This window comes from Shewanella sp. SM32, assembly GCF_025654235.1.
Taxonomy (GTDB): Bacteria; Pseudomonadota; Gammaproteobacteria; order Enterobacterales; family Shewanellaceae; genus Shewanella; species Shewanella oncorhynchi.
In genome coordinates this window covers 1-19819 of record NZ_JAKKRO010000009.1, presented here as the reverse complement: position 1 = coordinate 19819, position 19819 = coordinate 1, and the positions used below count along the sequence as shown (strand labels likewise).

The 19819-nt window shown below is 48.4% G+C and carries 23 protein-coding genes and 1 pseudogene; 9 read left to right on the top strand and 15 right to left on the bottom strand.

Annotated elements, in window-relative coordinates; genetic code table 11:
- Nucleotides 1-4: 4 nt before the first annotated feature.
- Genes L5M10_RS05685 through L5M10_RS05675 form a run of 3 tightly spaced genes read right to left on the bottom strand, consistent with a single transcriptional unit; the run spans nucleotide 5 to nucleotide 2728 of the window.
- Complete coding sequence (locus tag L5M10_RS05685; protein WP_263195756.1) at nucleotides 5-1294, bottom strand: ISL3-like element ISPpu12 family transposase; 1290 nt, start codon at nucleotides 1292-1294, stop codon at nucleotides 5-7.
- Between the two features lie 21 nt (nucleotides 1295-1315).
- A complete protein-coding gene (lspA, locus tag L5M10_RS05680; RefSeq protein ID WP_003821921.1) occupies nucleotides 1316-1828 on the bottom strand; it encodes a signal peptidase II in 513 nt (170 codons plus the stop codon).
- Nucleotides 1829-1831: 3 nt separating this feature from the next.
- Nucleotides 1832-2728, bottom strand: a complete 897-nt coding sequence (locus tag L5M10_RS05675) for a cation transporter (protein ID WP_004364974.1) — start codon at nucleotides 2726-2728, stop codon at nucleotides 1832-1834.
- Nucleotides 2729-2823: 95 nt separating this feature from the next.
- On the opposite strand from L5M10_RS05675, the gene cadR reads away from it, so the two are divergent.
- Both cadR and L5M10_RS05665 read left to right on the top strand, forming a co-directional pair.
- Nucleotides 2824-3231: a Cd(II)/Pb(II)-responsive transcriptional regulator gene (gene cadR, locus L5M10_RS05670; protein WP_004364961.1), complete on the top strand. Its 408-nt coding sequence runs from the start codon at nucleotides 2824-2826 to the stop codon at nucleotides 3229-3231.
- Between the two features lie 83 nt (nucleotides 3232-3314).
- Nucleotides 3315-4121 (top strand): annotated as a pseudogene (locus L5M10_RS05665) (putative bifunctional diguanylate cyclase/phosphodiesterase); the annotation flags it as partial.
- Nucleotides 4122-4193: 72 nt separating this feature from the next.
- Here the strand turns inward: L5M10_RS05665 and L5M10_RS05660 are convergent.
- A complete protein-coding gene (locus tag L5M10_RS05660; protein ID WP_263254998.1) occupies nucleotides 4194-5285 on the bottom strand; it encodes a branched-chain amino acid aminotransferase in 1092 nt (363 codons plus the stop codon).
- A gap of 229 nt (nucleotides 5286-5514) precedes the next feature.
- Here L5M10_RS05660 and L5M10_RS05655 point away from each other — a divergent pair, with 229 nt between their 5' ends.
- Nucleotides 5515-5787, top strand: a complete 273-nt coding sequence (locus L5M10_RS05655) for a Rho-binding antiterminator (RefSeq protein ID WP_263254997.1) — start codon at nucleotides 5515-5517, stop codon at nucleotides 5785-5787.
- Nucleotides 5788-5800: 13 nt separating this feature from the next.
- Complete coding sequence (locus tag L5M10_RS05650; protein ID WP_263254996.1) at nucleotides 5801-6142, top strand: hypothetical protein; 342 nt, start codon at nucleotides 5801-5803, stop codon at nucleotides 6140-6142.
- 162 nt (nucleotides 6143-6304) lie between these two features.
- On the opposite strand, the gene L5M10_RS05645 is transcribed toward L5M10_RS05650, so the two are convergent.
- Together L5M10_RS05645 and L5M10_RS05640 are read right to left on the bottom strand one after the other, a co-directional pair.
- The gene (locus tag L5M10_RS05645) at nucleotides 6305-6658 is read right to left on the bottom strand and encodes a RidA family protein (protein WP_173248029.1); all 354 of its coding nucleotides are present in this window, start codon (nucleotides 6656-6658) and stop codon (nucleotides 6305-6307) included.
- 81 nt (nucleotides 6659-6739) lie between these two features.
- Complete coding sequence (locus tag L5M10_RS05640; protein WP_263254995.1) at nucleotides 6740-8233, bottom strand: Na+/H+ antiporter NhaC family protein; 1494 nt, start codon at nucleotides 8231-8233, stop codon at nucleotides 6740-6742.
- Nucleotides 8234-8412: 179 nt separating this feature from the next.
- Between L5M10_RS05640 and L5M10_RS05635 the strand changes: the two genes are divergently transcribed.
- A complete protein-coding gene (locus L5M10_RS05635) occupies nucleotides 8413-8634 on the top strand; it encodes a cell division protein ZapB (protein WP_131524947.1) in 222 nt (73 codons plus the stop codon).
- Here the strand turns inward: L5M10_RS05635 and L5M10_RS05630 are convergent.
- The 7 genes from L5M10_RS05630 to L5M10_RS05600 form a co-directional block, all read right to left on the bottom strand.
- On the bottom strand, nucleotides 8631-8843 hold the full coding sequence (locus L5M10_RS05630) for a DUF1107 domain-containing protein (protein WP_006083486.1): 213 nt from the start codon (nucleotides 8841-8843) through the stop codon (nucleotides 8631-8633). The two genes, L5M10_RS05635 and L5M10_RS05630, sit on opposite strands and share 4 nt — an antisense overlap.
- Nucleotides 8844-9348: 505 nt before the next feature.
- Nucleotides 9349-9957 (bottom strand): thiol:disulfide interchange protein DsbA/DsbL, encoded by a 609-nt coding sequence (locus tag L5M10_RS05625; RefSeq protein WP_263147574.1) that lies wholly within the window; start codon nucleotides 9955-9957, stop codon nucleotides 9349-9351.
- A gap of 129 nt (nucleotides 9958-10086) precedes the next feature.
- Nucleotides 10087-11109: a serine/threonine protein kinase gene (locus L5M10_RS05620; protein ID WP_263147576.1), complete on the bottom strand. Its 1023-nt coding sequence runs from the start codon at nucleotides 11107-11109 to the stop codon at nucleotides 10087-10089.
- A 2-nt stretch (nucleotides 11110-11111) separates the two neighbouring features.
- Complete coding sequence (locus tag L5M10_RS05615) at nucleotides 11112-11459, bottom strand: DUF3630 family protein (protein ID WP_263147578.1); 348 nt, start codon at nucleotides 11457-11459, stop codon at nucleotides 11112-11114.
- A 13-nt stretch (nucleotides 11460-11472) separates the two neighbouring features.
- Complete coding sequence (locus L5M10_RS05610) at nucleotides 11473-12927, bottom strand: protein adenylyltransferase SelO (protein ID WP_263147580.1); 1455 nt, start codon at nucleotides 12925-12927, stop codon at nucleotides 11473-11475.
- 9 nt (nucleotides 12928-12936) lie between these two features.
- On the bottom strand, nucleotides 12937-13248 hold the full coding sequence (locus tag L5M10_RS05605; protein WP_263147583.1) for a hypothetical protein: 312 nt from the start codon (nucleotides 13246-13248) through the stop codon (nucleotides 12937-12939).
- A gap of 143 nt (nucleotides 13249-13391) precedes the next feature.
- Complete coding sequence (locus tag L5M10_RS05600; RefSeq protein ID WP_113941606.1) at nucleotides 13392-14228, bottom strand: hypothetical protein; 837 nt, start codon at nucleotides 14226-14228, stop codon at nucleotides 13392-13394.
- A gap of 273 nt (nucleotides 14229-14501) precedes the next feature.
- Here L5M10_RS05600 and L5M10_RS05595 point away from each other — a divergent pair, with 273 nt between their 5' ends.
- From L5M10_RS05595 to L5M10_RS05580, 4 genes are all read left to right on the top strand, one after another.
- Entirely contained in the window at nucleotides 14502-14861 is a 360-nt protein-coding gene (locus L5M10_RS05595) for a DsrE/DsrF/TusD sulfur relay family protein (RefSeq protein ID WP_263254994.1), read from the top strand.
- A 147-nt stretch (nucleotides 14862-15008) separates the two neighbouring features.
- The gene (locus L5M10_RS05590; RefSeq protein WP_071940633.1) at nucleotides 15009-15407 is read left to right on the top strand and encodes a nitrous oxide-stimulated promoter family protein; all 399 of its coding nucleotides are present in this window, start codon (nucleotides 15009-15011) and stop codon (nucleotides 15405-15407) included.
- 57 nt (nucleotides 15408-15464) lie between these two features.
- Nucleotides 15465-16379, top strand: a complete 915-nt coding sequence (locus L5M10_RS05585) for a hypothetical protein (protein WP_263147589.1) — start codon at nucleotides 15465-15467, stop codon at nucleotides 16377-16379.
- A 152-nt stretch (nucleotides 16380-16531) separates the two neighbouring features.
- A complete protein-coding gene (locus L5M10_RS05580) occupies nucleotides 16532-17116 on the top strand; it encodes a YSC84-related protein (protein WP_219251787.1) in 585 nt (194 codons plus the stop codon).
- Between the two features lie 147 nt (nucleotides 17117-17263).
- On the opposite strand, the gene L5M10_RS05575 is transcribed toward L5M10_RS05580, so the two are convergent.
- Nucleotides 17264-18118 carry a universal stress protein gene (locus L5M10_RS05575; RefSeq protein WP_263147594.1) on the bottom strand — a complete coding sequence of 285 codons (855 nt, stop codon included), beginning with the start codon at nucleotides 18116-18118 and terminating at the stop codon, nucleotides 17264-17266.
- Between the two features lie 32 nt (nucleotides 18119-18150).
- On the bottom strand, nucleotides 18151-19641 hold the full coding sequence (locus tag L5M10_RS05570; RefSeq protein ID WP_263254993.1) for a SulP family inorganic anion transporter: 1491 nt from the start codon (nucleotides 19639-19641) through the stop codon (nucleotides 18151-18153).
- Nucleotides 19642-19819 lie beyond the last annotated feature (178 nt).

Sequence of the window (19819 nt, the reverse complement as noted above, 5' to 3'; positions counted from 1 at the left end):
ACCCTCAGATGGTTGATAGATCGACTCCGTAGTTGAGTTCCTCTGCGAAGTCCGGCAGTCCGTAACCGATGGTTTTCTTGTAGAAAGGAGAGACCTTCGCAGTCGGTGCCTTCTTCTTGTGCTTCGTGGTGTAGAGCATTCGTGCCCGCATCACCTCGAAGGAGTAACCGCGCCCTTCACGGTTCTTGTCCTTGGCCAGTCGGTTGATGGACTCCGTGTAAGCGTTGGTGACGGGCATGTCCGTCTCGAAGTAGGTCATGGTCTCTTCGCGCCAGTTTCCCACTGCCCTGACCAGATCGCTCCAGACTTCCTTTTGGTCCTTCGGGATGGTGGCTATCCACTCGTCCAGGGCGGCTTCTGCCTGGAGCCGTGTGGTGGCGTCCCAGATGCCGTAGAAGCGCTCCTTGTGCTCGTAGGCGGCCAGCAGTTGCGGGAACGCGCCTGTCCAGGTCTCCATGATGAGGCGCTCCCGGTCTGAGACTTCGTGAGCGCGTTTCAGCAGGATTTTCCGGTCTCCCTTGAGAGTCCGGCTCTGGGACGGTTTCAGCTCCTTTCTGAGGCCCTTGCGCACTCTCTCTAGGGCATCGTTGGCCATGCGCACCACATGGAACTTATCGACCACGATACGGGCCTGGGGCAGCACAGCCTTGACCGCTGCCCGGTAGGGGTTCCACATGTCCATGCTGACGATCTCGACCTTCTGCCGGTCTTTCAGCTTCATCAGGTAGTTGGTCACCACGTCCTGGCGGCGGGTGGCCAGCAGGTCGAGCAGGGTTCGCTCCTCAATGTTGGTCAGAATGCAGCGGTAGCGCTTGTTCAGGTATAGCTCGTCAATGCCCAGGATGCGGGGCGTCTCGAAGCGGTGCCAGCGCCCCAGGAACTCGGCGCGGGCGTTGAAGATGTCGCGCACCGTCTTCTCGTCCAGGCCGGTCTGTGCCGCCACAAAGGTGTAGGGGTGGTTGAAGGATTCCTTCTCCACGTACTCATGCAGCCGCAGTGTCATACGGAATCCGTCCACCATCTCCGGTAGCTGGGGCCTGAATGTTGTCTTGCAGGCCCGGCAGGTGTATCGGCGGCGGACCACCCAGAGAGTGACCCGCTTGCCGTGGATGGGCAGATCACGATAGGGAACGTCACGCTTGCCGAACCTTACGAACTCACCCTGCACGCCGCATTCCTCGCAGGCGATGGGATCGGGCACGTCCACCTGGAAGTGCATTTCGTCGTCGGTTGATTTGCAGCCCAGTACTTGGTATTGCGGCAGGTGAAGGATGTTGTCGGGAAGTTCGGTCATGGTGTTGTATAGGCGTAGGTGTCAGTCAGATCCATCCGACTCGGCATTGGTGTTTGCTTTTTTACCCAACAAGCTGCTGGAAACGAAAAGTAAGGCACCGAGGACAATTGCAATATCAGCCAGGTTGAAGGCCGGCCAATGCCAGTCTCGCCAATAGAAATCAAAGGAATCCACAACATAGCCGCGAAAGACCCGGTCAATCAGGTTGCCCATTGCGCCACCGAGGATAAGACTGTAAGCGATGGCTTCTCCTTTATGACGATTTTCAAGGATCAGCTTGATCAGAAAAATCGAGACCACTACCGCGATTCCGATAAAAAAGTAGCGCTGCCAGCCTCCACCATTCGCAAAAAGACTGAATGCGGCACCGGTGTTCCATAGGTGCACCCAGTTAAAGAACGGGGTCACCGAAACATACTCGCCATAGGCCATTGATTGCTGCACCAGCCACTTTACAGCCTGATCAGACGCTGCCAGCAGGCCCGATATGGACAATAGGGCATACGGCGAGAGCTTTTTGCCAATAATGAGCATTATTTAACCCTTCAACGCCAAAATGCGTCTGGCACCGTTAAGTACAATGCCCCCCGCGATGGTGCCGATAATCAGATCCGGATAATTGGAACCGGTCCACGCGACCAGGGCGCCGGCGGTGATGACCCCCAGGTTGATCACCACGTCGTTGGCCGAGAATATCCAGCTTGCCTTCATGTGCGCCCCGCCTTCCCGATGTTTGGATATGAGCAGCAGACAACTGGTATTGGCAATCAATGCGACGAATGCGATAGCCATCATCACCAGCGATTCAGGCTCACTACCGAATACAAAGCGTCTCACCACCTCTACGAGCACGCCCACAGCCAAGATCAGTTGCAGTACACCAGCAAGATGCGCGGCACGTACCTGCATTTTCACGCTATGTCCAACCGCATAAAGGGCAAGCCCGTACACCGCCGCATCGGCAAAATTGTCCAGGGATTCTCCAATCAGGCCGGTGGACCGGGCGATCAGACCGGCAGTCATTTCCACCACGAACAGAAGTGCATTGATGCCGAGCAACCAGCGCAGGGTCCCGGATTCTTGCTTAGCAGAAGCTGCCGAAAACTCGGCGGCCTTGATGGTCTCCGGATTTGCAGCGACGGTTTCCTGAAGCGAGGCGCCTAGCCCCAAGGTCTTCAGTTTCGAGGTGACGGGCTCGACCTCGCCGTCATGCACGACCTTCAGCCGGCGGTTCGACAAGTCGAAGGACAGCGCCCGAATCTCCTCAAAGCCGTTCAGGGCTAGGCGAATCATTCGTTCTTCTGATGGACAGTCCATCTTCGGCACGGCATAAACACTGACCCATCTCCCTGGCGCCTCGGAGGAGGCCTGTATATCGGTATCCGCTGCGGACGTTGCATCACCGCCACAGGCGCCACCACAGGATTTGCTCATGATACGACTCCACTTGAACAATGTTGTGGTACCATTTTAAACTATAAAGCTACTATAAGGTCAATAGAGTAAAGAATCCGTTGGGGAGGAGGCTGATGCGCATTGGTCAGTTGGCGCAGTTGGTAGGGGTCGAAACACAGACGATCCGCTTCTATGAACAGCAGGGCTTGTTGCCGCCGCCTGATCGGCAGGACAACGGTTACCGTGTCTATACCGAGAAGCATGGTGAGGGGCTGGCCTTCATCCGTCGCTGCAGAATCCTGGGCCTGTCACTGGCTGAGATTCACGAACTACAGAGCTATCAGGACGACCCTCATCAGCCTTGTACCGCCGTCAACGCCTTGCTCGATGATCACATCTCTCATGTGCGGTCGCAGATAACCGCTCTGCAAGCGCTTGAGAAACAACTCGTTTCACTGAGAGCGAGTTGCAACGATGACCGGGAAGTTGAGGCGTGTGGGGTTCTTGCTGGAATTAGCGAAGGAAACATGCACCAGCAGTAGGTGAAGCATCAACCAGATAATCCGATGAGATGCCGGTCTGTCTCACTCTCATGCAAAGGTAAGATCAACCATTTAATCCGCTTACCCAATTAAATGAAATCGCCACCCGTCATGTACAACTCGAAAGTGGTTTAAAGGAAGCTATCCAACGCAAAGAACTAAGCTTGGTTTATCAACCTAAATTCTGTTTACGAGATGGTTCACTCACAGGACTGGAAGCACTTTTACGTTGGTATCACACTGAACTTGGCCCCATTTCCCCCGTCGAGTTTATTCCGCTGGCGGAAGAAACCGGCATCATCACCCAAATTGGCCATTGGGTGATCAATCATGCTTGCCAGCAATTAGCCGAATGGAATAGCTTAGGATTTAACGGGATCACTATTGCCGTCAACCTATCGGCCCGCCAACTGAAGGCGGACATTATCTCCACCATCGAAGTCGCTTTAGCCGTATCAGGTCTCCCAGCTCAATCTCTTGAGCTTGAGCTTACTGAATCAATGATCATGGGCAATCCGCAAGAGTCGGTCAGCATCCTATCTAAACTCAAGGCCCTAGGATTGACCATAGCCGTGGATGATTTTGGTACGGGTTATTCGAGCCTAAGCTATCTCAAACGCTTCCCGATAGACACACTCAAAATCGATCGAGAATTTGTCAGAGACATCACCAACGATCCCGACGATGCCGCCATCACCAGCGCCATTATTGCCCTCGCTCACAGCTTAGAACTGAATGTCGTCGCCGAAGGCGTAGAGACCCAAGAACAGCTCAACTTCTTGGCGATGCAGGGTTGCGATCAAGTACAAGGTTTTTTACTGAGTAAACCCTTAAATGCCGAAGATTGTTTAACCTTACTCAAAAATCAATCTAAGCCACAGCCACTTTGATTTAAGGCATTATCGACAAAAGTAGCCAATAAAAAAGGCTCCTAGGAGCCTTTAAACATCACCACAAATTCCTTACTTTGCTAAACGTTCAACACGCTTAACCCAGCCTTCAGGACCTTTAATATTGCCCTTTTGGATTTCGGTATACAGTTTATAGATACGCTGAACATGCTCGCCCACTTCACCATTACCGACAGTGACAACATGGCCATCTTCAAAAATGTAGGAGCCCACAGCAGAAACCACGGCCGCCGTCCCAAAACCACCCGCCTCAATAATTTCACCAGATTCAATATCAGCGATAAATTTATCAAGCATGACAGTCTCTTGGCGCACTTCACAACCGAGCATCTCACCCAATTCCATAATGGATTGCGAGGTGATCGATTTCAAAATAGTATCTGTGAAGGTTGGAATAATCACAGTGCCATCTTTCAGAATGTGGAAATGGTTCATCGCGCCCGCTTCTTCAATCTGTTGATTGGTCGAATCGAGATATAACACTTGCGATGCACCAAAGGCTGCCGCCGCTTTACCCGCACGCAACGAAGCCGCATAGTTACCCGCGGCTTTTGAGGCGCCAGTGCCACCCGATACAGCACGATGGAAAGTTTTGCTGATCAGTAAGCGTATGCCTTTGTTCACGCCAGCCGCATAATAAGCGCCACTTGGGCTTAACACGACACAGAAGGTATAACGCGAACTTGGGCTCACAGAGAGGCGGTCTTCGGTCGCAAAAATAAAAGGACGAATATACAGACACGCGCCTTCTTGCATCGGGAACCACAGGCGATCGACATCGATCAACGCATTGATCGCATCCATCTGCATTTGTTCATCGATATTGGGAATACAGACGATATCGGCGGAGCGATTCATCCGCTCGGCATTCTTATTAATACGGAAAGTATAAATCTCGCCGTCTTCATGCATAAAGGCTTTAGCACCTTCGAAGATCGACTGGCCATAATGCAACGCCATTGCACCCGGTGCCATTTCAAATGGTCCATAAGGAACGATGCGCGGATCGCACCATTGTCCATCATGATAATCCATCAAAAACATATGATCGGTTCTGAGGCTACCAAAGCCCACATTCCCCTCGGGCTTGAATTGCTCAGTACGGCGCTCGGACGCAGGTTTTAAATTGTAGGTTATTTCCATCGCATACCACCTTGATTACTGAACAAGCAGACTAGGGAGCGACAGGAATAAAGTCAAGAGGGGCGCGCATATCTAAAGGTCTAAGCAAATAAAAAACTCGCTAACATGCTTGGCTCAGTCTTTTACACTGCCTTAGATACTAGATAAAACAATCCGCATTGGGTCACACATAATGCCAATGGCAAGTATTTTTGCCACAATAGGGTCGAACTCCCAATGAGATGATCCAATGTCAGATTATAAAATGATCCCCTGCGCCCACTACGACTATCTCGAACTCGCCTGTCTGCGTGGTTATCAACTCAACATTGAGCTTATTGATGGCACCCAGTGCCAAGGTAAAGCCATCACCACGCAGACAAGAGCCGACAAAACTGAGTGGCTTATCATCCAACTGCAACAAACTAAACAGTCCCTTAGACTCGACCATATCGCCGCCATCACACCCCTCGAGCCTAATGCTGAATTTAGACGAGTACTCATTGCAGCCAAGCAACCCTAGCAAAGGATATAACATGGCAACTATGATTTTATCGGTTGAAATCGGTCACTGGATCGGTGGGCATAACGGCCAATACCCCCATCTCATTGAATTTGATATGGCACATCTGGATAGACCCTTTCAGGTCAGCGAAGGTTGGGGGCATGGTTTAGGAGGCTCCGCTTACTCACTCGCACAATTTGTCGAAACGCCTTATTTCCTCAAACTCAAAACCGAGGCTCCTTGGGCGTTTGCCATTATCGAACAAGGCTTAGCCCAACAAGATATTGAGACTATCGCCACCGCACTCTCAGAACAATATGGGGATCATCCGCCACTTGTCCCTTCACATCTAATGGAATACTTATTAGGTTAAAGCTAAAGGGTTTTGTTAGAAGAGAGTGAACGTGCTGAACAATACAGGTTTAGTTAGCGAGGTGTATTGCGGAAAAGCTTCACCGAGTCATGACACTCGGTGACAGGATTCAAAATAGGGATCGAAACAGGCTTCTAAACGGGACGAAAAATAGCTTAGCGCTTAAACCGCAACCGCCGCAATCACAGATACTTCAACCAAATATTCTGGCTCGGCAATAGCGGCTTGTACACAAGCACGGGCTGGCGCATGACCTTTAGGCACCCAAGCATCCCATACCGCATTCATCGCATCATAATCACCCATATCTTTCAGATAAATAGTCGCTGACAGTAAATGCTCACGCGAACTTCCCGCCTGCGCTAACAAGGTATCGACCTCCTCAAGCATAGTGACAGTTTGCTCGGTGATACCTTGATACTTGTCCTTCGCCACTTGACCACACAGATACACAGTACCTTGGTGGATCACTATACTGCTCATGCGGGTACCTACATCTAAACGGGTAATACTCATATTGATAATCTCTTAAATCAGATGCACTTAAATAAATGGCTCAGCAAGAACCAAATCGGCCATTTTAGCGATAAACTGGCTTTATGTCTGCGCTACGAATCTGGGCAAAGGTGAATAAAAACGTGCCATCAAGGCAAATAATCCTAGGCTACAGCTCACCACGGCCAGCCACACTAACGGCGTCGCCACGGCTAAATTGACTAATTGAAATCCGACTAAGGCTGCGCATGCCGCGATCAAAGCAAAGGGCAACTGAGTCACCACATGGTCATGGGGAGCGCAACCAGAGCTGGTCGCACTGAGCACGCTGGTATCTGAAATGGGCGAGCAGTGGTCGCCAAATACCGACCCCGCCATCACAGCGCTCAGTACAGGTAACAACAAATGAGGATCTAAGTTATGGGCAATCTCTGCGCCAATAGGGATCATAATTGCAAATGTTCCCCAGCTTGAACCCGTCGCAAAAGCCATTATCGCACAGAGTAAAAACATTCCCGCTACCAGCAGGTGCGGAGAAAGATAAGTCTTAGCCCAAGCAGCCAACAATTTAGCGACGCCAAGATCTTGGATCACAGCGCCAATCATCCAAGTGCAGAGTAAAATCGCAATGGCGAAGGAGATCATGCGAACTCCGTGGCTCAAATCCCCCACTAACGCCGTTAAACGTCGCCCAGACAAGCCTAACATGGCAAGAGTGACCAAGGTTGCCAACAAACAAGCATCGCGCATAGAAGCGCCAATATCAGCCTTAGCAAGCCAGAGTGACACATCCCAAGAAGAGACCTGCTGAGCCCCAGACCACAAAGTTAATCCCACTGAAGCAGACAGCAGAGTCAGCATAGGGATTGCGAGCAGCCAAGGATTTCCCTTAACCTCGACCGTATTGGAGGATTCCACAGCAGTAACAGCAACAAAAGAGTGAAAACCTACGCCATACCAAGCGACGAGTACGGACAAGCCTAAGGTCACTATGGCGTAAAAGTTAAATAAGGCCACCTCAATAAAGGCTTCCAGCGGCGACACGGGCAAAAAGCTGATCCCCGCGATAAGCGCCATCACATAAGGGCCCCAACTGGAGAAAGGCAATAGCGCGCATAAAGGCGAAGCATTGGAATCAACTAAATAGGCGAGCTGCTCATGGCGAATACCATAACGCTGGCTGAGCGGCTGACACACATGGCCGACAGCAAGACAACTGAAAATCCCATCGATAAACACTAACCAACCAAGAAATACGACCCCAAGACGCGCCTGACGTTCAGTACGAATACGGCTATACAGCCAATCACCAAACTGACCCACGGCACCGCCACGTGCTAACAATTGCGTCATGCTACCGAGCAGTAACATGGCGAACAGCACATTGAGATGCCACGCTTGCCAAGCACCTTGGGCATAAAATTGTTTTACACCGATATCAAGCAAATACAACCCCGTTTGCAGCGGGTCAAATTGGGCGATCAATAGGGCGCCAGAGACGATACCAACGCCTAACGCCACCAGCGTGCGGCGTAAAAACAGGGCTAAGGTTAAGGTCAACAGTAGCGGGAGTATGGCGAGCAAACTAGGCGACATGGACCATTCCGATAAAAAATAAAACCAAGAATACTAACGAGTTAATAACAAATGCAAAAAAACTTAATTTAGAACCCAGTAATAGGGTGTTTTTTAACCAAACGGCAAGAATCGCTATTCCTTAAGTTCTAGGCACTGCTAGAATCACAGTCCCATCCAGAAACCATAGGACTCTCCAGATGAGCCTTGAATTACTGTCCAAACTGGAAACCAAAATCCAGGCTGCACTCGAAACTATCGAGCTTCTAAAAATGGAGCTTGAAGAAGAGAAGCAAAAAGCGTCTACGCTGAGTGAGCACAATCAACAATTGAATGAGCAAAACCAGCAACTACAAGAAGAACTCACTTCTTGGAACGAAAAAGTGACTGGCCTTGTTGGCTTGTTAAACAGCGAAATCTAAACTGCATTAGTTTGATGATGCTGCGCTTCGATCAGTTCGTTCAATTCTAAAATAGCCTGCTTCACTTTTGGCAGGCTTTTTCTTGGCAGTAAAAACCGTCCCTTCTCAAATTCCAATCGTCCTAAATCTTTAACCCAAATAACACCAGTGAGAAAAATACGCGCGTGCTTAACGATAAGCTTAGGTGCGTAGACAGGAAAAACTCTCATATGACCACCTACAAGCATTCTTGTTGTTATTGATTACAGTTGTTTGACAGAAGCTTTGCCACTTGAGTTTCATTGTTAGAGTGGTATTTTTCATCTTTTATCGCCAAAAATACTTAATCGTTTGATTTAGTTAAACTATGAATATGTCACCCTGTGAGTAAAAAAGAAGATCGCCATAATAATGTCACTTGCCAATTTTTTGACACTCTGCTAAATTATTAGCGTTACTCAGGGTAAAAATGAGTCCTCTGGCTCAAGTCCGTACTTTCTTTTACAAGAAGTACGGTTTTTTTTGCCCATTTTTTGCCTCGTCTTTATTCAATAAGTTCAAACGACTAGCTTACAGAGGCCCAACTCAGTACGTTAAACTCCCTATCAAAGCTTTATTTGCCTTGTTGTTGCCAACCGCCCCAATAAAAAAGAGCCCTTAGGCTCTCTTTAACATGCAATCGATACAGCATTATCATCCGCTCATATGACAGCAGTGCAGGTAACGCCTATCGAACTATTTTTTTGCTAGGTAGAAAGCAATTTCTAACAGCTCGTCGTAGGATTTGATTGCCCCTGTTTCAACACGGTACTTACCGTTAACAACCAGAGCAGGTACACCCGTCAGCTTAGCGTTTTCAGTATCACGCTTCATCTTTGCCATTTGCGCCTTTACCATGAAAGACTCTGCAGCCGCATCGAAGGTTTTACCATCGACACCGTTAGCAATAAACACAGCACGAACATCATCGCGATTAGTAAAATGCTGTTTCTTCTCATGAATAGCAGAGAATAACGCCGCATCCATTTTCTCATCGACGTTTAACTGATGTGCGACTGCAAATGCGCGTGACATTTCAGCCCCCATCTCTTTGCCGATAAAATCAACGTGTGCTTGGTTAAACGCAACGCCTTCTGGCTTATCGGTGAGAATTTTTGGCACTACGGTTTTAGAGAAAGTAAAACAATGCGGACAATAGAAAGAGAAAAACTCAGTAATCTCAGGCTTCGCTGTTGCTGGGCCATCGTTAATCACTGTGTAATGCACACCTTCTTGGTATTCCACAGCCGATACTGCCAGTGGCGCCAGTAACAGAGCCGCGGCCATGAGTAATACTTTTTTCATGAAAATTCCTTAAATCATTTTGATAAATTGGCTGGAGACTAACATATTCCATTTTTTGAGTGTAACTCAAGCTTAAGAGTTCAATCTAATGTCACAAGATACGTCTGTGAAATCATATTTTGCTCAATGCTAATACGGCACTAGGCTCAGTGGTGGTTCGCTAAGGGCAAATAATTGCTCTTTGAACGCCAAAATCTGCTGTTCCCAATACTTTTCATCCCCAAACCAAGGGAAGTTCATCGGGAAAGCAGGATCGTCCCAGCGACGGCCAATCCACGCGTTGTAATGCACCATACGCAGAGCTCGCAACGGTTCAATCAAGGCTAACTGTCTTGTATCAAACTCACAAAATTCTTCATAGGCTTCGAGTAAGATCTCAAGCTGCATCAGTTGCTGCGCTCTATCCCCGGTTAGCATCATCCATAAATCTTGAATCGCCGGTCCCATGCGAGCATCGTCTAAATCGACGAATCCGGGACCGTCTGGCGTCCACAAAATATTGCCTGGGTGTAAATCGCCGTGCAAACGAATGGCCGCAAAATCTTGGCGATCCCAAATCGCATTCGCCTTTGCCAACACCTGCTCTACTACGGTAAAGAACGGCAAGCGTAGGCTATTAGGCACCAGATTAGATTGCTTTAACCACGCGAGCGGCTCGGCGCCTAAAATCTGCGGATTCAGCGGTTCACGTTCAGCAAATACCGTTTGCGCCGCGTACTGGTGTATCCGACCGATGAACCGACCCACTAATTCCAGCTGCTCTAAATTATCGACTTCGAAGGCGCGACCACCCAAGGAAGGAAACAGGGTAAATCGATAACCTTGGTACTTGTGTAACGTATGGCCTTCGATAATTACAGGTACGGCAATCGGGATATCTTCTGCCGCGAGTGCGAGCGCATAATCATGTTCCTCTTGGATCTGCGCATCGCTCCAACGATCTGGGCGATAGAACTTCACCACATAACGCAGCCCTTCATCGCTACGGAACTGATACACGCGGTTCTCGTAACTGTTCAGCGCGAGTAAGCCCGTTTCCGGATACACGCCCAGACTTTCAATCGCATCTAAGATCAAATCCGGTGTTAGGGCTTGAAAATGGAACTCTGCACCACTGGAACTCGTAGTCGGTGGCGTCATATTCTGACTCATATTCAGTTCACTCTTAGGTGAGGTTGCAGCAAAGTGGCTAAGTATTCCAGCACCTCAAAATCGGCTTCTCGTTCGGTCGAGAGCCAGCAAATGTTGCCGTAAAACTCATAATTGAGCCATAACTGGCTGCCTTCAAATTCTAATAACCATTGATGCCTGTCGGCGCCCCACTGACGCTCGCGCACAGTGCAATCGAGCGCCGCAGCTAAAGGTTCGGCAAAGTCGGCGAAACGATCAAAATCGATATCCGCACTGACCGCTAAACTTAAGGCACTTTTATCTAAGCTAATGGTATCTAAGCTAATGGTATCTAAGCTAATGGCTTTTAGGTGCGTGCTTGGTAATTTCATGCTTGTTATCCAATCAACTACTACATGACATGATCAAACCTTGGCCCCAGTCCGGTGGACGCTTGGCTAAGTCTTCATGCTCTGCGTGTTCGGCAAAGGGCTGAGTTAAGATTTTTTGCAGCAAATGCAGCGGCGCAAGATTACCCTCTTCTACTGCGATTATCGCCTCTTGGGCTAAATAGTTACGCAAAATATATTTGGGATTCACACTATTGCGCTCAGTTTGCCACGCAGGGATATCAGCCACCGCGCCCAATCGCTGTTGATAGGCTTGATACCAAGCATCAAACTGACTGACATCGATAAAGTCATCCCGCAGCGCACTGTGTTTGCTGGTTGGATCTAACTTGCCTAATTGACGCCAAGTCTGAGTGTAATCGAGTTGATTTTTCTCCATCAGCACAGTGAATCGACCTATAAGTTCGAGATCCTGTTTGTCCTGCTCCACCGACGAAACATCAACTGCAGATAGACCTAGTTTTGCCCGCATCAAGCGCAAATAAGGCTGCACTAGCGCCTCTTGGTATTGATTAAGAATGGCAATTAAGTCATCGGATGGGATCACAGGTGTGAGCGCCTGCGCTAAACGTTGCAAGTTCCACAAACCGACGCCCGGCTGCTGACCAAAGGCATAGCGACCTTCGGGATCAGAATGATTACAGATAAAGTCTTCTTGGAATGTATCGAGGAACGCAAAGGGACCGAAGTCAAAACTGTCACCCAGAATCGACATATTGTCTGTGTTCATCACGCCATGGGCAAAACCGACCGCCTGCCAATGGGCAATCATCTTAGCGGTATCTTGCACTACCTGTAAAAACCACGCTTTATAGCCTGCGGCATCACAACTCAAATGGGGATAATGCTGAGTAATAGTGAAGTTGAGTAATTGAGTTAGCTTATCGGCACGACCGCGCTCACTGTGGCAGAAAAACTCGAAATGACCGAAACGAATGTGGCTGCGAGCTAAACGTACGGTAATGGCTGCGGTTTCTTGACTCTCACGCCATACGGGCAAGTCAGAGCCAATCACAGCTAAGGCGCGGGTCGTCGGCACATGCAGATGATGCAGCGCCTCAGAGACTAAAAACTCACGCACCGCGGAGCGCATCACAGCACGGCCATCACCACGGCGCGAATAAGGCGTCGGACCGCCGCCTTTAAGGGCGACATCCCATGCGCCATTTGGACCAATCGCTTCGCCTAAAATGATCGAGCGTCCATCCCCTAAGCGCGGCGTGTAACCGCCAAATTGGTGGCCACTATAGACTTGGGCATAGTAAGTCGCACCATCAACGGCGGCATTGCCGGATAAGCCCAATAACAGCTCATCGGTGGGTTGGCTTAAGCCAATCAATTGGGCGGCGTCATCACTCCATGCCAGCCATTCAGGCTTAGTTATCCCTTGCGGGTATACTTGCGAGTAAAACTCAGGTAACTGCGTAAAAAAATCCTGTTTAAACTTCATCTTGTCCACCTATTGGCTCATGGTCTTGCAAACCAGCACCGATTTATCATCGAACTCGCATAGGTGCCCACATTGATAAGATCCAAGGCCAAAACCACTCACGCCAGAACGACTTAGACGTTGCATACCATGAGCCTTGCTCTGGCATTGCTCTAGAGTATCGTAGTAACCATTAATATCTTCGGCCTGCAAAGGTGTCACCGGAATGGCACTCACATCGGGATAATAAAATAGGGTCCATTCTGGGGTTTTAGTACAGCCACTGAGTAGCAATAATCCAAGCCCGAATAAGACATTCAGTAAGGCATAGCTTAGTTTCATTTTTCCCCTATTAAGCCCATAAAAAAAGCGAACCTTAGTTCGCCTTTTACGCATTCAGTTAGCAGGGATTCTACACTGCTTAGACGAGGGAAATAACCGCTTTTCGACTAAGGGTTTACCCTCTAAGCGCTCCCTACAACATATCAAGCCGTGGTTGCTTTAGTCTGTGCTTTCTCAATCCGGTTGATTCGGCCCTCAAAGCCAGTGACAGTGCCATCGCTCAGCCCAAGCTCGAGTGCTTTACGACAGATGACAATGGCGGCATCGAAGGCTTGAGTATCATTTAGCAAGGTGGCTAAATGCAGGAAACCGGAAGATTTAAGCTCAGTATCTTTGCCTTGCTCGGCGCTAGCCGCTTGGAACAGTGCAATATACTCTTCCGCTAATTGAGCACCATAGTTGAGGTAATCCGCCGATTTACGCTGTTTGTAGCATTCAGCTATCATATTTTGCAGCGCGGTATAGCGAGCACTGGCTGACGTCGCTCCTTGATACTCCTCAAAGGCCCGAACTAAAGTCACATTCGCCCAAGCCCCTGGCGCAGCTACCTCAGAACGTGTGTTCGATACTGGCTCTGCTTCAGTCTTAACATCATCTTGTTCATCTGCAGGCGTGGCGCCTAAAATGATCACCGCCTCTTCATTATGGGCCGCAGGTATATCAACTTCGATGATATCTGTGTCTAGCGCCACCGAAATGCTCGGAGGGCTTTCGGTCTCACGGGGCATTAATTCGGCTTCAACTTCGATAACGGGCTCTACTTCAGCCACGCCAGTATCCTCAACCCTTTTAACTGGCTCAGGTTCTACACGCTCGGGCTCAGCAGCGGAGAAAATAGGTGCCTCTTCGGTGGGAACTACAGGTTTTACCGAGGTCGACTTGGGTTTCATCGCCTCTTGTTCTTCTTTCGCCAATCGCTGCGCGCGAAGGAATAAAAACACCCCGACAGCAATCAGTATAAATACGACTAAGATCTTCATTCTTGTTCACCTTTGATGGCCGCTTCTCATCAGAAGCCGTGTCAATGGGTTTGCCAACGTCCATCAGGACAGTGTCCATGGCAACCGAGTCTAGCTAAAAATTGAGCAGAGATTAACCGCTATTAAAGTCCATTGTGTCGGTGCAAATCAAGTATTTATGCCTTTTTATACGATCTTGCGCTCAAATAGTTATAGCCAATTGCGCTAGACTGGCACAATCGAGTTCCCTAATCCCCCCATCCACCTGCTTATAACAAACATAAGGAAAACCTGATGCAAAGTATTCTTATCGTGGCCCATGCCAGCCCCTACGGAACAGAAAAGCTATTTAATAGCTTACGCATCGCATTAGCCCTGAAGGATCAGGACGAGCAAGCGGTCGATCTTAAACTTTTTCTCATGTCAGATGCCGTGTTTGGCGCACTCAAAAATCAAACCACACCTGACTTAAGCTACAACCTGCAGCAGATGTTTGAAATTCTCTCGGCACAGCAAGTTCCGATTCTACTTTGCAAGACCTGCGCTCAAGCGCGAGGTGTCACTGCGGAAATGATTATCGTAGGTGCGCACATAGGCACACTGCAAGATTTAACTCGCTGGACACTGGCCGCCGACAAAGTGATGCATATCTAAGATTTATTTTTAGGTGTGACATTGGGGATAGTTGGATTATTTAAAGCCCCATTTTGTGCGCACCTTCATAAATTGGCGCTTTCGTTTTGTCAGCACCAATTTCACTGCCTATGATGGGATATCCGAGTGACAAGCTAAGGTATTCCAATGGGCACAGCCACACTGCTTACGGGCAAACTCCTGTACGAACACCAAACCATTGCCGCAATGGTGACAATTTATTGCAAGGCGAAACACCAAGGCCAAGACGCGACGAGCCTATGTGCAGATTGCATTGAGTTATTGGATTATGCCGCAACACGGCTAGATCGCTGCCCCTACGGACAAAACAAACCCACCTGTAATAAATGCCCAGTGCATTGCTACAAACCCGCGCAGAAACAAATCGTCAAAGAGATCATGATCTTTTCTGGTCCACGGATGTTATTACCGCATCCCGTTCGTGCAATCAAACACTTACTCGCGGAACGCATCCCTGTTCCCAGCGTTGTGCCCGAAGCGGCTTCAAATCGTCATCAGCGCATAGCAAGCCAACAGAAAAACTAACGGCGATACTTTTACCGAGCCGATTTCCCTGATATAACAGGGCTCGAGGTATCGCATATGAACGAGTTTCATAGTTTTTTCACTCAAGCTTACTGGTGGTTGTCATTATTTGGAGGCGTACATTGCCTCGCGTTAGCTATTTATATTCGCTATTTTTATCACCCAGACGCTAACCAAAAACTCCTCGCCGCTTTCTTAAGTCTTATTGCTCTATACTTCCTCACGGGTATGTTGAACCGCGATAACAGTCCAATTCCCATTCATATCCTATTCAATCTGATTAACCCTATCTATTTTTTGCTCATGCCTTTGCTCTATCTCTATTGCAAACGCAGTTTAGCACCAACCAATAAACCGCTAGGGTTTTCAAAGCATTACTGGCCATCTGCATTAACATTAGTTTTCGCCATTTTAGATATTGCCCTAAGATTAACTGCGCATCCCATTAACGAGTGGCAACCCATAGCTCTTATGCTTAAAGAAATGAGTATCAGCCAATGGGGCGCTCTACTCCCAGCGCTGTTATCTGTACAAACCTGTTTTTACTTTATCGCGCTGTGTATGTTGTTTCGTCGACATAAACGCAATCAAAGAGATGTCACTCAAACCCAAGAGGCGCTCGGCACCATTCGGTTTCGTTGGCTGATAAGCTTGACCTTGGCCATGTCGTTGAATTGGTTAATCCGCGTATTTGTGGTGATTTTGCCTTTCTATCTTGGTGATAATCTATCGCTACTTTCCCACGCATTGCCAAGGCTGACCTTACTACTGAGCATGTATATGCTGGCGGTATATGGGCTAAAGCAAATCACCCGCTCTGCCTACTTAAAAGGCCGCATGGCCGAACCAGAGTTAGAGCAACGCCCACTCGTCATTGAAAATATTCTCACCCCAGAGGAGTATGAATTTTTGCATCAAGTTCAGCAGGACGATGCAGAAAAAAACCAAGGTTCTTCGCCACCTAAGAACTAATTGGCGAAACCGCACTCCAATCATCACCACCAATATCACTCCAACCATTAAGTCGAACACTGAACCTAAGCTGACACATATGTCACTTTTGGCTGTCATTTGTGTCGATAAAGGCTAGTCTGGAACAACTAAAGACTTGAAGAGGCGTTACCATGAAATCATTTTTAACAGCCATTGCGGCATCAACATGCCTTATTGTGAGCCTATTTGCTGCCCCAACTGCACATGCAGATGAAAGCTACGATCAGGCAGTAGTCAATTTCCAAAAAGCGAAAGAAACCAGTAAATTTTTCGACACAGCCTATGGCTATGCTTTATTCCCAACTGTGGGTAAAGGCGGAATTGGGATCGGTGCAGCCTATGGCAAAGGCCGAGTCTACCAAGGCGGTGCCTATATGGGTGATTCGAGTCTGACTCAATTATCCATCGGTTTTCAATTAGGTGGACAAGCCTACAGCGAGATCATCTTCTTTAAAGATGCCAAAGCCTATGAAGCATTCACGAGCGGCAGTTTCGAGTTTGACGCCCAAGCGTCGGCAGTTGCAATCAACATGGGAGCAAGCGCTCAAGCAGGAACCACAGGCAACTCAGCAGGTGCTGGTCAATCGGGTGGTAATCGCTCGGCGAGCGGCTCTTATATCAACGGTATGGCAGTATTTACCGCAGCAAAAGGCGGCTTAATGTTTGAAGCCGCTCTTGCGGGTCAAGCCTTTAGCTTTGAGCCTAAAGCTAACTAAGACGAGCCATTCGGCTGTGATATCAAACGGCGAGCCTAAATGCTCGCCGTTTTTTCTTAAATGATTACCTCAAGCTTCTGACTCAGATGTTCTAACTAAAACCAAGTCATTAGAATTGAGCGAAATAAGTTGAAATGCATATTTAACTTAGCGAAGTAATAACAAGGGGATATGGCTTTTACTGATCATCCTTGTGGTATTACTACCCACAAAAAACTCCCGAATACGCGAATGACCATAGGCGCCCATCACCATAAGATCGATTTGATGCTCAAGTTGATAGATCTCAAGGGCCGTTTGCACTTCTCCCTGACAAAAGGCGGTAACCACATTGAAATCCGCCGCAATCAAAGATTCGGCCACCAACGCCAGTTCAGCTGTCGCCAGCGATTGATCATCAGACACCATCACTAAATGACATTCGAGCCCTTTAAGTAGCGGACTGCTTACAACTCGATCGAGAGCTTTTCTTGCGGTCACACTGCCATCATAGGCGATCATAAATCGCTTCGGTGCAGTAAACTCGTCCATCACCACTAAAATAGGCTGCTTAAGCGTGCGAATGACATTTTCTAAATGGCTGCCAATGGCCTGCGCTTGGTCTTGATGCTGCTCCCCTTGACGGCCCATCACCACCAGTCTGGCATGGGATTCTTGCTCTAACAGAGTTTCGACTAAATCGCCGTGACGCTGCAAGGTTGCAACCATTCTGCTAGGCTGCTTCTCAACAACGCGGATTTTTGCGTCTTGCAGCATATACTTACCCTGCTCAAGTGCGAGTTTGCCTCGACGCGCTTCAAGCTCAACCATTTCATTGAGTAAGTACTCCCGTGTACCTAGACCAATATTTCCTGACAGATCTGACTCTATCGGATAGGCTGACTTATCCAATACATGTAATAGGGTTACTGGGGCATCCAGTTGCTGAGCGGCCCAGCTACTGGCATCACATACGGCGAGTGTCACTTTTGAACCGTCGATACAGGCAATCACATTTGTCATCGTTATTTTCCTTTTACTGTGTTGCTAAGGGCTTAGTGACCAGACATCATGTTTTCAACGTATTCAGGCTTATCGTGTACCCCAAATTTATCCACTATGGTCGCGCTGGCTGCGTTAAGGCCAATCAACTCAACCTCAGCGCCCTCGCGGCGGAATTTAATCACTACCTTATCGAGGGCCGATACCGCAGTAATATCCCAAAAATGCGCTTGAGATAAGTCGATAGTTACCTTATCAACCACTTCCCTAAAATCAAATGAATTACTGAACTTATCTGCCGAGGCAAAAAAGACTTGCCCAATAACTTGATAATGGCGACCTGCGTCGGCAGCAGCCGTTACACTCTTAACCACCATAAAACGGCCCACTTTATTAGCAAAGAACAGGGACGCGAGTAATACCCCCACAAATACTCCCATAGCTAAGTTATGGGTAGCGACCACCACAGCAACGGTCGCCACCATCACAAGGTTGGTTGATATTGGATGATGCTTAAGATTACGAATTGAATCCCAAGAGAAAGTACCGATAGACACCATGATCATCACGGCAACCAGTGCCGCCATAGGGATGAGCTTTAACCATTCGCCGAGGAATACAATCAATATGAGTAGAAATACCCCCGCTGAAAAGGTCGATAACCGTCCGCGACCACCCGATTTAACATTGATTATTGACTGACCAATCATAGCGCAACCGGCCATACCGCCCATTAAGCCCGCGCCAATATTGGCAATACCTTGGCCCTTACACTCGCGGTTTTTATCGCTTTGGGTATCGGTTAAATCATCGACTATGGTGGCGGTCATCATAGATTCTAGCAAACCCACCACGGCAAGGCCGGCCGAGTATGGGAAGATGATCATCAGAGTTTCAAGGGTCAATGGCACTTCAGGCCAGAGGAAAATAGGTAAAGTATCAGGCAGTTGTCCCATGTCGCCGACAGTACGAATATCTAACCCCATATAAACCGCAAAAAGCGTTAATCCGACAATACACACGAGAGGCGAAGGTACAGATTTACCGATCACAGGGATAAGTGGGAATAAATAGATAATACCAAGGCCTGCAATCGTCATCGCATACACATGCCAAGTAACATTAGTCAGCTCGGGCAACTGGGCCATAAAGATCAGAATCGCCAGTGCATTCACAAAGCCCGTCACCACAGAACGGGAGACGAAACGCATCAAGCTTCCTAGCTTTAAGTAACCCGCGGCAATTTGCAGCACACCAGTTAATAGGGTCGCCGCGAGTAAATACTCGAGGCCGTGTTCTTTCACTAAGGTCACCATCAACAACGCCATAGCACCCGTTGCGGCAGAGATCATACCAGGACGGCCACCTGTAAACGCGATGACCACTGCGATACAGAATGAAGCATACAGGCCGACTTTAGGATCGACGCCTGCAATAATAGAAAATGCAATCGCCTCAGGGACTAACGCCAGTGCAACCACAATACCGGCTAACAGATCTCCGCGTATGTTGGAGAACCACTCTTTTTTCATGGTTTGTATCATGTCACTCACTCTGATTGAAATTTAATCATATCTTCCAATAGCTAATATCAACACTTGACTCAAATGTCAGCGCATAGCCAATGAGGTACTTATGCGTCAAGGTGACGAAATGCAATTGGGATTATGGGGTACAGCAAAACAACTACCGAGTCGGTAGCGACTAAGGACGGATCTTAAC